Annotated in this window: 11 protein-coding genes; 9 read left to right on the forward strand and 2 right to left on the reverse strand. The window is 40.0% G+C overall.

Annotated features, from left to right (window positions below; all coding sequences use genetic code 11):
• The first annotated feature begins 9 nt into the window (after positions 1-9).
• The 9 genes from BFS30_RS09770 to BFS30_RS09810 are packed head-to-tail and all read left to right on the forward strand — an operon-like array spanning position 10 to position 9463.
• A complete protein-coding gene (locus tag BFS30_RS09770) occupies positions 10-1254 on the forward strand; it encodes a polysaccharide pyruvyl transferase family protein (protein ID WP_083252005.1) in 1245 nt (414 codons plus the stop codon).
• Positions 1247-2584: an O-antigen ligase family protein gene (locus BFS30_RS09775; protein ID WP_069379122.1), complete on the forward strand. Its 1338-nt coding sequence runs from the start codon at positions 1247-1249 to the stop codon at positions 2582-2584. The genes BFS30_RS09770 and BFS30_RS09775 overlap by 8 nt, the downstream gene beginning before the upstream one ends.
• Complete coding sequence (locus tag BFS30_RS09780) at positions 2581-3840, forward strand: glycosyltransferase (RefSeq protein ID WP_069379123.1); 1260 nt, start codon at positions 2581-2583, stop codon at positions 3838-3840. Before BFS30_RS09775 ends, BFS30_RS09780 begins: the two co-directional genes overlap by 4 nt.
• Positions 3841-3851: 11 nt before the next feature.
• On the forward strand, positions 3852-4694 hold the full coding sequence (locus BFS30_RS09785) for a glycosyltransferase (RefSeq protein WP_069379124.1): 843 nt from the start codon (positions 3852-3854) through the stop codon (positions 4692-4694).
• Between the two features lie 36 nt (positions 4695-4730).
• On the forward strand, positions 4731-5837 hold the full coding sequence (locus tag BFS30_RS09790) for a glycosyltransferase family 4 protein (RefSeq protein WP_083252006.1): 1107 nt from the start codon (positions 4731-4733) through the stop codon (positions 5835-5837).
• A 40-nt stretch (positions 5838-5877) separates the two neighbouring features.
• Positions 5878-6960: a glycoside hydrolase family 99-like domain-containing protein gene (locus BFS30_RS09795; RefSeq protein WP_069379126.1), complete on the forward strand. Its 1083-nt coding sequence runs from the start codon at positions 5878-5880 to the stop codon at positions 6958-6960.
• Between the two features lie 16 nt (positions 6961-6976).
• Positions 6977-7672: an acyltransferase gene (locus BFS30_RS09800; protein ID WP_069379127.1), complete on the forward strand. Its 696-nt coding sequence runs from the start codon at positions 6977-6979 to the stop codon at positions 7670-7672.
• Entirely contained in the window at positions 7665-8360 is a 696-nt protein-coding gene (locus BFS30_RS09805) for an SGNH/GDSL hydrolase family protein (RefSeq protein ID WP_069379128.1), read from the forward strand. The genes BFS30_RS09800 and BFS30_RS09805 overlap by 8 nt, the downstream gene beginning before the upstream one ends.
• Positions 8357-9463 (forward strand): DUF1972 domain-containing protein, encoded by a 1107-nt coding sequence (locus tag BFS30_RS09810; protein WP_069379129.1) that lies wholly within the window; start codon positions 8357-8359, stop codon positions 9461-9463. Before BFS30_RS09805 ends, BFS30_RS09810 begins: the two co-directional genes overlap by 4 nt.
• A gap of 15 nt (positions 9464-9478) precedes the next feature.
• Here the strand turns inward: BFS30_RS09810 and BFS30_RS09815 are convergent, their stop codons facing one another.
• The gene (locus tag BFS30_RS09815) at positions 9479-11008 is read right to left on the reverse strand and encodes a capsule assembly Wzi family protein (protein WP_069379130.1); all 1530 of its coding nucleotides are present in this window, start codon (positions 11006-11008) and stop codon (positions 9479-9481) included.
• 31 nt (positions 11009-11039) lie between these two features.
• Positions 11040-12119 (reverse strand): mannose-1-phosphate guanylyltransferase, encoded by a 1080-nt coding sequence (locus BFS30_RS09820; protein WP_069379131.1) that lies wholly within the window; start codon positions 12117-12119, stop codon positions 11040-11042.
• Between the last annotated feature and the right edge of the window lie 3 nt (positions 12120-12122).

Below are 12122 nucleotides of genomic sequence, written 5' to 3' on the forward strand. Positions count from 1 at the left end.
TAATTTTTAATGATGAACAATTTTAAGCAGCTATTTAAGGGGTTATATGTTGAATTTTTCTGGTCTGTGGCCCTTTTCTGTTCTTTTTTTATAAAAGCTAAAAAGAATGCGAATAAAATTTTAGTGTTGCCGGCTGCTAACCTGAACGGTGGTTTTGGAGAAGATATCATGATTACCAGTTTCATGAATAATTTCGCAAATGGTACTCCGGTTTGTATCCTGAATGGATTTAAGATCATTCGTGAAGATTATAAGAAGATCAATAAGAATATAGAGTTTATTGATGGTTTTAACGATAAAGTGAATTTTCTAAAACTGTTGTTGCTGATTAAAAACTGTTCGCTGGTTTATGTGATTGGCGCAGACATTATGGACGGAACCTACCGTGTTCATAATTCCATCAATAGGTTGCGGGTAATTGAGCTGGCACATCGTATTGGGGTAAAAGCGCAGATTTCCGGATTTAGTGTAAGCAAAAATATACTTCCAGTTGTAAAGGCAAAATTCATTAAGGTAGCTAAAGATGTGAGGTTGAAAATCAGAGATGTGGAATCCTATACCAGGATGAAAGATTTTATTGATACTGACCGGTTGATCTTAACGAATGACATCGCTTTTATCTGCCCTGATGTGCCTAATAGTTATGAGAGTAAAATTTATGATGATTATCAGGCATGGGTGAGCACTGCGAAGGCGAATGGAAAAACAATAATAGGGGTTTGTCCGAATGCCATTCAGGCTAAAAAAATTGGTTTTGAAAACTACTTGTCGGGCTTTAAAAAGTTGCTGGAAGGCTTTTTAGAAGTAGGAAATTATGCTTTTGTATTCCTATATCATGACATCAGGCCGATTTGTGATGAGGCGAGCGATAGTACCATCAGTAAGATTTTGAACGAATACTTTAAGGCTAAGTCTGTCGACTGCTTCTATACTGATCAGATCAAAAATGGAGTAGAGCTTAAAGGTTATGTTGCACAGGTTGATTTTACCATTACCGGAAGGATGCATTTAGGAATCTCCGGGCTGACTTTTTCTAAGCCGATGTTTGGTGTTTCTTATGCCAACAAGTTTGAGGGAATGGTCAAATTATTTGATGTGGATCCGAATACCTGCCTGATAGATTATGATAAGCTGAGTGAATCAAAAGAGAAGATTCTGCTCTTTACTAAAAACTTTGCAGCTATCGAGGACAGTGTTAAAAAGAATATACAGAAGGTTAAACTAGAAACAAGTAACAATTATACCCATGGGTAAAGGGATTCTATTATTTATTATAATCTCGATTTATCTGCTTAGAACGGTTATCCTTAAGACGAAAAAAAAGGATACGAAATACTTATGGGTCAGCTTTTTTATATTCTGTATTCCATTTGAATTTGGAAAAGCTTTAAATACCCCAAAGCTAAATGATATTGCGGGGACTGTACAGCCGATCTATATCATTTCGCTATGTATCGGGTTAATTGTTGCAGTACTGCCTTATGCGAAACGGAGGTTTATAAATTATTCCTTTAAACTCAATAACTGGATCAACGGATTTTGTGTCTTGCTGATCGTTTCTTTCCTGAATCCATACAATACTTTTTATACCGGAACCTGGGTGCTGGCCATTTTTTTTCTGTCGAATATTCTTTTATTTAAGCTGCTGAGTAGCTTTCTGGATGAGTCTGATGTGGTTAATGGCCTTTTTGATGGATTGAAATGGCTGGCCTATACTCAGTTTTTTCTGGCCATTTGTTTTCCTGTTCTGGGTATCTCTGCGGTAACCAGGCTATTTCATGAATCTGCAGAAATCTGGGCAACCAGACTGGACACCAGAAGCGGAGCGGTTGGCTTTTTTAATCACCCGGGGCGGTTAGCCTTATTTATGGTGATCGCTTCCTCCTTTTTTCTTGCTACCTATTTGTATAATTTCAAAAGAAAGGCAAGTGCAATATGTTTGGGAATTTGTATCCTGACACTTTTTCTGACTTATTCGAGGACCTCGTATCTGGCTTTAATCATTACGCTGTTCTCTTGTTATTATATTGATAAGAACGCACAGAAAAATATCTTTTCAATTGCTAATATTTTAAAATTTGTCGTGCCTACAGTGTTGGTGTTGGTGTATCTGATTGTGTATTCTCCTTTGAGTGCTTTGTTTCTTCAGAGTGACTCTTCGGATCAGTACGATAACAGGATGGTGCACTGGCTGATGGCCTTTAATATATTTGAGGCTTCACCTGTGATCGGGGTGGGCTTGAATGCACACCTTTCCTATATCTCACAACACCTGGGTATTGTAAGCCAGGTAACTATGGACGACTTCTTTTCGGTCAATCCAATACATAACATTCATTTGATTGTCTTAAGTGAAATTGGGATCGTCGGAATTCTTATATGGGTCTATTTTTTATTTGGTAACATATTTAAAGCAAAAAAAGAAATTAAGGAGGGGCGTAATGAGGTGCTCTCTCTTACATTAGTCGGGCTCTTTGTAGCTTACATTATTTACGGTCTAACAGGTTGGGCTCCTTTCTCAACAGCCATTTTGCCAATATTTCTTTTTATAACTTTTTTTTCAATTAAATACAGAAACCAATGAGGAATATACTGATTGTTACCCCCTATATGCCATTCCCTCTAAATTCTGGTGGAAGAATAGCTCAATTTGAATTCAATAATGAATTGCGTCATCATTTTAATATGACGATTGCCTTTACGATGAAACCCGAAGATCAGAAAGATCTGGAGGAGCTGAAAAAATTATGGAAAAACGTAAACTTTAAACCTTACCTGATTACGGAGAAAACTTTTTCTGATAAGTTCGGAGATATCATATTCCGTTTCTCTGAATTCTTTAACCGTTTGGTTGGTAAAGGCGTTTTTTTCTTTGGTTGTAAGACCAATCTGGATAAATTACTCAAGCTGAATACCACGCTCTTCAGGTCTAAAAGCTTTGGATTTCCAAGGGGATTTATTGACCATTTTAGAAATGTATTACTGGAAGATAGTTTTGAATATGTTCAGGTTGAATTCCATCAGCTGATCTCTTTTGCTAAATATATTCCGCGTAGTTCCTACCGGATTTTTGTTCATCATGAAATCAGGTTCGTCAGAGAAAAGAGGGAGCTGGAACTTTTTAGTTTCAAGTCAGGCTTTCTGAAACACATCTATAAAAAAAATAAGATGTTTGAGCTTTCTGCTCTGGAGGAATATGATATGGTTTGTACCCTGTCTGATGTGGATAAGCTGCTCTTGGAAAAAGATATACAGAAACCAGTTCTGGTGTCTTCTCCGGTTCCGATTAAAGCCGGGAAATCAGCAGTTGATTTTTCATCTGTGAATAAGCTGGTTTTCCTGGGTGGGGAAGATCATTTCCCGAATAAGGAGGGGGTAGACTGGTTTTTGATGAACTGCTGGATGCCTTTGAAATCAAAATACCCTGATCTGAAGTTTTCTATAATTGGTAAATGGCATCAGCCGACTATTGACAGCTATGCCGGATTGTTAGATGCAGTTAGCTTTCTGGGCTATGTAGAGGACCTCAATAAGGAATTAGCTAACAGCATCTTTATCGTGCCCATCCGTATTGGCAGCGGGATCAGAATGAAAATTATCGAAGCCGTTAATGCAGGAATCCCATTCGTTTCTACAGAGGTGGGGGCAGAAGGATTATGTTTTAGAAACGGATATGATTGCTTAATTGGAAATTCTCCACAGGAATTTTGTTCTGCTATTGCCAGAATACTGGAGAGTAAAGATTTGGGCCAACAGTTATTGACGAATGCCCGGATTACCTTAAGCGAAGAGAACTCTTATGAGAAATTAATTGACCGAAGGCTGGCCATTTACAACTAAAGTAGACACAGATGAAACCTTTAACGAAAACTACCGCATCATCAAAACCGAAATTAATTGTTCTGGTGGTCCTTTATAAAAAGAAGATCTCGGAATCTCCTACAATCAGCCACTTGCTTTTGCAAAACAGAGCCTTGTTTGAGGTGGAGCTGGTGATTTGGGATAACAGTCCGGAGCCTTCTCCGGAACAGGAGGTGTCGGGTTTAGCGGGTGAGTTTGATAAATTTCAGTACATCTCCAGTCCTGAAAATGTATGGTTGTCGAAGTTATACAACCAGGTGCTGCGTTCGAACACTTATGATTATGCCTTATTGCTGGATCAGGACAGCGAGTTTCCTGAGTTTTATTTTGATAAATTAAAGATTGCGATTCTGGGCTTTCCTCATATTTCTCTTTTTCTTCCTATTGTGATGAACAACAGAAAAGTGGTGAGCCCGGGGTCCTTCGTTTATTTTAAGGGTAAACATTGGGAAAAGATAAAAACCGGACTCATCAGTTCTAAAAATGTACTGGCCATTACCAGCGGTATGGTCATTTCTGTTAAGGTCTTTCTCGCGCATCAGATGGAATTTGATGAGCGCCTGAACCTGTATGGAATTGATACTAGTTTTATGTTAAGGTTTTCAAAATTTGAAAAACAGCTCTATGTGCTTCGGATAAAGTTTGATCATGATACGGTGTTGTGGTCGAATCCTTCGGCCGATGTGATGTTAAGCAGGTTCAGAAACCTGAAGGCTACCTGGCCAAAAATTTTATCGGACAGGCCGGTCGCCCTGGTGCTGGCTTATTTTTATAGCAAGGCCGTTTCTCTGAAAATGGCGTTAAAATATCATGATATGAGGTTCCTGAAGTAAGGAATTCTGAAGAACAATAAGCAAATACGAAAACCGATGAAAATTATTTGTGTACACCAAAGTGCTGATATGTATGGTTCTGACAGGAGCTTTTTACAGGTTATCCAGTACCTTAGTCAGTCTGGCGATTTTGAGAAAATAACAGTCGTGCTTCCACGTACAGGACCATTGGTACTGGAGTTGGAAAAGCTAAGCGTGGATATTAAATATATGACGCTTTCTTTATTGAGTAAAACTTATTTAATGAAGTTGCAATGGGGGAAAATCCTTTTTCCTTTATTTCAGTTTCGTGCTAAAAAGAAATTATTCAATGAATATGATATCGTGTATGCCAACACTTCCGTGATTCTGGATTTTTACCTTCTGGCGCCTTTCCTTCGCCAGATGAAGATTATCCACATCAGGGAGATTCCTAATAAATTGATCAGTAAAGTGTTGTCTGCTTTTTTGAAACAGGCCGGATCAAAAATTATATTCAACTCTTATTCTACTTTAAAGAGCTTTGAAAAACTGGATAACAGTGTGGTGATTCACAATGCGTTTGAAGGATTTGGAGAAAGAAACATCGATGAGATAACAGGCCCCTCAAATATGCCCCTGCGCGTTTTGCTGATTGGCAGGATCAATGGCTGGAAAGGTCAGGATTTCGCAATTGAATCCCTGGTGAATATGAAATCTTCTCCGGTTCTGCTAAGAATTGTCGGCAGTACTTCTGCAGGAAATGAAGATTTAGTGATACAGCTTAAAAAGAAGGTGGATCAGCTGGGATTGAACGGTCAGGTTGAGTTTTTAGATTTTGTTTCGGATACGGCCGAAATCTATGCCTGGTCTGATGTGGTGATTGTACCGAGCACAAAGCCAGAGCCCTTCGGGAGGATTGCTATAGAAGCCATGAGTCTTTATAAACCTGTTGTTGCAGCAAATCATGGTGGATTGCCGGAAATTATTGAAGACGATGTAAGCGGGTACTTATTTGAGCCCAATAATAAAGCTTCATTTGTAAACGCTTTAAGTAAATATGCCAACGACAGAAAGTTATTGGAGCAACATGGAAAGAATGCAAAAAGATCTTTTGATGAGAAGTTTTCTTTAAACGGATTTTATAAAAAACTGGATTCCGTTTTTAAAGAAGAACTGGTTTGAAATAATAATAAGGTCGTTTGAAACTTTAAAACCGGAAAGTATGAACAGCAAGGCAGGAATAGGATTTTTACTTTTAATCGCTACATGTGGTATCTGGAAAACGGAGCTTTATGCTCAGGATAAAGCTGCCGGGGAGCTACGCGTTGGCGCCTATTATTTTGATGGCTGGACAGGAAAGACCAGTCATATTACCAGGTCTTTACGGGAGGATTTTAAAGGAAGAAAGCCTGTTTGGGGCTGGATTACGAGCAGGCCGGAAATTATTCAAAAGCAGATTACTGCAGCTGTGGAAGCAAATATTGATTTTTTTAGTTTTTGCTGGTATGATTCTGATTTATCTAAAAAGAACCTGGCCGAGCCCAGAAATAATGCACTCAATCTGTTTGTAAAGGCAAAAGAAAAAAAAGGCCTGAAGTTCAACCTGCTGGTGGCCAATCATTATGGATACCTGATTGGTCCGGCTGATTGGGATCGGGTGACGAAAACCTGGATTGATTTGTTTGAGGATGAAGCCTATCTGAAATTTAAGAAAAAGCCATTGCTGACTTTCCTGAGTCTGCGCATGTTGCTCAGTACATTTGGCTCTCCGGTAAAGATTAAATCAGCATTAGATAAATTGAGGGCAGATGCAAAGGCCAGGGGCCTGGAAGGTGTGCAGATTGCCATTTGTGTGGCTCCCAAACAGGCAGATGCTGATCTTGCGAAAGCATGCGGCTTTGATCTGTTGACCGGCTATAATTACCATGATCAGACTTTAATTGCAGGGCAATCAGTGAGTCCGATTGCGGCTTTGAGCCCAAAAGAACAATCGGTTTGGGCTGGTTTCCTAAAATTGGGAATGCCGTATATGCCGGTTAGTACGCTTAACTGGGACCCACGCCCCTGGGACGAAACGAATAAGGTAAAAAAGGCTTCTCCTCATTTCGATGGTTATTCTCCGGCTTCGGTATATCAATCTGTAAAGGGATTAAAAAAATGGACACTGGAGAATCATCCCTCCGGTGAAGGAGTACAAGTGGCTATGATCTATGCCTGGAATGAATATGGCGAAGGCGCCTGGCTTACTCCATCACAGCAATACCAAAATAAATTTTTACGTGCCGTTAAGGAGGCGCTGAAATAAACAAAGAAATACATTGATGAAAAGATTGTTCCAAGCTATTATTACTAAAAGAAACCCCTCCTTCAAATTTGATGAAAATATCAGCAGCCGTACGCTGTTCAATTTGGTTCGGAACAAAAGTTTCGATCTTTTGAGAGGTGTTATTTTTCTTCTATTTCATTTGAAAAAGCCAAAGCTGATCTTCCTGGCTGGAGCAGTAAGGTGTTTCAATAGTCAGAATATCGTTATCGGCAAGTGGGTGAAGATTGACTATGGCGTATACCTCAGTGGGCTTGGCAAAGGAAAACTCATCATAGGAGATTCATCAGGGATCGGGGCTTATTCGCAATTGATCATCTCGACCTCTTTTAACAATCTGGGAGAATTTATCCATATTGGAAAGCATGTGGGTATTGGTCAGTTTGCCAGTATTGGCGGCTCTGGTGGTGTTTCTATTGGTAATAATACCATAATCGGACAATATTTTAGCTGTCATCCAGAGAACCACAATTATGGGGATCCCAATCAGCTGATTAAAAATCAGGGAACAACACGTGCTAAAATTAGCATTGGAGAGAACTGCTGGATAGGAGCGAAAGTGACCATTCTTGCGGGTGTTTCTATCGGAGATAATTCCATCATTGCAGCCGGAGCAGTGGTAAATAAAAGTATGCCGGCAAATTCTATCATTGCGGGTGTTCCTGCCCGTGTTATTAAAGGTATCTATGATTAGAAAAATCTTTTTCAGCAGTATCATGCTGTTCATAGCGATTCAGGCTTATGCACGCAGCTATAGTTATCTGGATACGATCCCTAAGCGGGTATTGATTCTGGGGAACAGCATCACTTATCATGGCGCTAAAGCATCGGTGGGATGGTCCGGCAATTGGGGGATGGCTGCAAGTACTGCGGAAAAAGATTATGTACATCGTCTGGAATCAAAAATCAGGGGATTACACCCCAATACATTATTTAAATCCGGTAATATTGCCAATAGTTTTGAGCGGCAATTCTGGAAATATAACAGTGATGATTTTAAGGATTATCAGGCATTCAACGCAGACCTTGTTATCCTGGTAACAGGTGAAAATATTGATGATGCGCTAGCGGTTAAACAAGGACTGGAAACTCATCTGGAACGCTTTATTAGAGGACTGTCTGGTAGGCCTGATTTAAAGGTTTGTCTGGTAGGCAGTTTTTGGCCCAATAAACACATTGATAAGATCATGAAAGCAACTGCTGACAGAAATAACTGGGCATATGTTGACCTTCAGGGATTGTATCAGGAGAGAGAGAAAAACACGGCCATCCGGCAATACAGGGATAAGGGGGTAGGAATGCATCCTTCTGACCTGGGAATGGAAAATATAGCAAACAGAATCTGGAATAACATACAAGACTTATTTATTAATCAACAATGAAAATAGCAATTATAGGTACCCGGGGGATTCCGAACCATTATGGAGGATTTGAGCAATGTGCTGAATATTTAGCGCTGGGTTTAGTGAAGAAAGGACATGAGGTACTTGTTTATAATTCACATAATCATCCTTATCAGAAAAATGAATGGAATGGTGTGAATTTACGTCATTGTTATGATCCGGAGTATAAATTGGGAACGGCAGGGCAGTTTATATACGATTTAAATTGTATTCTCGATGTAAGGAAGAGAAAATGTGATGTGATCCTTCAGTTAGGGTATACCAGCGGTTCTGTTTGGGGCTGGTTATTACCTAAAAAGGTGGTGGTTACTACAAATATGGACGGATTGGAGTGGAAAAGAACCAAGTACTCCAATAAAGTAAGAAAATTTCTGCAATGGGCCGAAAAATTAGGAGTTAAATACAGTGATCATCTCATTTCTGATTCCATCGGTATTCAGGATTATTTAAAACAGAAATATAACGCGGATTCTACTTTTATCGCCTATGGCGCAACACTGTTTGAAGAGCCTGTGGAAAGCACACTTAAAAGTTATGGATTGTCTTCTTATCAATATGATATGTTAATTGCCAGACTGGAGCCGGAGAACAGCATAGAGATCATTTTAGATGGGGTTGTAAAAGCTGCGGTTGACCGTCCATTTTTAGTGATTGGTAAGCATGAAACGATATATGGAAATTACTTAAAGGAAAAGTATGCCGCTTTCGGACAGATCCGGTTTATTGGAGGTATTTATAATATAGCTATTCTGAATAGTCTGCGCTATTATTCCAATATCTATTTTCACGGACATACGGTGGGAGGAACAAATCCTTCATTGTTGGAAGCAATGGCTTCCAATAGCCTGATCTGTGCCAATGACAACCCTTTTAACCGGTATATCTTAGGAGAGGATGCTATTTATTTTAATGACCTAGATCAGGTGGCTGATCACCTGACAGGGCTGAAGTATCAGGAGGGTAGATATCAGGTAATGCTGAAGGCAAACAGCGATAAAATTACCAATATTTATGACTGGCAGCTAATTGTGGATCAATATGAAAAACACCTTTCAGAAGTGAAAGGTGTTTTAAACAGGTAATATTTGGTTAGTGTTTTATTGAAATTGCTTTTTTAATTTGAGCATTAATCCGAGGGAGTTGTTCAGGAGTTTTCCCTGATCAATGGCGGTCGAAAAACCTGCGCTGTAGCCATTTTTTAATGGTTTTGTCCCTTCTAAATAGAATGAGAACTGCTCAACAGGCTGGAAGATATTTGTAGTTTGAGGATTTCTGATGTGACCTGTTGAGCTTCCATAGATGCTGGTTCCAAACGTTCCGTAATTCCAGGAGTAGCTAAGTTTGGTCATGAAATTCCAGTTGTTGAAGCTGCCGGTAAGGCCTGTGTGTAGTGCAATGACCCGGTTATTGATAAAATAATCGGCTTTTTTTATGGCCTGTCCGCTTCTGGCATCATGTCTTGGTGTAATGAAGGGGTTCCCCAGGCCAAGGCTGTTATAAGACCATCCATTGACGTAATAGAAATTGTTGTAATAGTCTTCATCTCCTGATTTGGTAAACGTAGACCAGGGATAGCCGGCCTGATCTTTAGAATAAAACAGTTCTAATAATATCTTTTTCCAGGCAAAGCCATTTGTTTGATCCTTATATTTCCGGTTTTCGACACTGATCCCGTTCAGGCCATCGGCGATGTTGCCCAATTTGGATAATGCCCCTACATCGTAGAAAGTCTGGCGATAGAGCATCACTTTAACTGCGTCGAAGTCATATTCCGCGCCAAAGTCTATGGAGCCTAGCTGGTTTCCGATTTTGGAAGTAGGAACACCTTTAGTGCCATATCCTTTTCCAGTAACGACATGAAAAAAGGTTTCGGCGGGAGACAATTTGAAGTTAGATCCATATGCTGCCTGTTCATTTCCCCAGAAGACCTGGTGGTTAAATCCTCCATAGAGTTTAAGTCGCCAGTCGGCCTTACCTAATCTGATGTATAGGGATTTCTGATGAAAATAACTTTTAGGCCTGGTATCATTGATATAGTAGGTGATTTTGGAGGTTGGGGAGATGCTGTCCAGAATCTGTGTTCTGCCTAGCCAGCCATGTACGAAGTTTCCTTTGAAGGAGAACAGTCCATTGAAAACGGGTATTCTGTAATATTCAGGAATAGAAATATCCAGTTTCGGTACTCCGGCTGCATTTCCGGAAACCGAAAAATTGCCAGAGCTCAATAGGGTATCCCCATTTAATCCCATTACATCCTTCGTTCTGCCAGCTTTGAATTGAAACACCCCAAGTTTCACTTTTGCATACGCGGTGATCAGCTGGAGGTTTGAACCTTTGCCGGCATTGGCTCTTCCTTCAAAACCAAAACCCCAGTCTATCTTTTTTGAGTTCTGATATTCTTTATATGCTCTTCCTATAAAGCCAGCTGATGCGCCTGATAACGGGATCGAGCCAAATTGGTTTGACCGCATCCAGAAAGGAACTACGTCGTTAGTCGTACCAATTACCTGAGCCTCCACTTCATATTTAATGTCAGGCCGCTGTGCGCGAACCTGACCGGAGAACATCAAAATAAATACGGTGCTGAAGAGAGCGTGTTTTACTGGTTGTATGCGGTATATACCCATAGTATCCTTTTTGATTTAACCTTCTGTTGATTTAAATAAAGCGATCTCCGTATGATTCGCTCATTTGCTTTACCACTTCCTTAATCTCCTGTTCCTGGTCTTTCGGATAAATGAGCAAAGCATTGCCGTCATCTACAACAATAAAGTTGTCCAGTCCTCTGATAACAGCAAGTTTGTTGGTATTGATATGTATGATGCTGTTCTGCGTATCTTTGAGATTTATCTGTCTGGCTGCTACTACATTGTTTTCTGAATCTTTATCCGCTGTTTCATGTAATGATGCCCAGGTGCCAAGGTCAGACCATCCGAAGTTTGCCGGAATAGTATAGATGTTATCTGCCTGTTCCATAATGGCGTAGTCTATAGATATGTTTGGAGATCTGGAATAGTTTTCATCAATAAATGCCTGCTCTTCCGGAGTATTATAATACTCCCTGCCACTTTCAAATAAGCGATAGATATCTGGCGTATATTTTTTTAAGGCACTGATGATGGCGCTGGCTTTCCATATAAATATTCCCGCATTCCATAGGTAATTTCCGTCAGATAAATATTCCTGGGCTTTCTGAAGTGAGGGTTTCTCTCTGAACTGTTCGACCTTGTAAATTCCTTCTTCAGTTTCTTTTCCATACTGAATATATCCGTATCCGGTATCTGGTCTGACCGGACTTATTCCCAATGTAACCAGGGCCTCGTGTTTGTTGGTATAAGCCAGTGCAAAGAGCAGACGTTCTATGAAAATGTCCTCGAACAGGATAAAATGATCAGAAGGCGCTACAATCAGATTGGCATCCGGATTAAGGGCTGCTAATTTGAAAGATGCGTAGGCGATGCAGGGTGCGGTATTATTTCTGCTGGGCTCACAGATCAGCTGATCTGGAGAGATTCCTTTTAACTGATCCAGGATGATGTCATTATACTGGCTATTGGTGACAATAAAAATATGATCAGCCGGACATATCTTTAAAAAGCGGTTATAGGTAATTTGCAGGAGTGATTTTCCTGTTCCTAAAATGTCCAGAAATTGTTTTGGAAAGTGGTTGCGGCTTTTCGGCCAGAAGCGGCTTCCGACACCTCCTGCCATAATCAGTACATAGTTATTTTTATCCATGAA

It is taken from the genome of Pedobacter steynii (assembly GCF_001721645.1).
GTDB lineage: Bacteria > Bacteroidota > Bacteroidia > Sphingobacteriales > Sphingobacteriaceae > Pedobacter > Pedobacter steynii_A.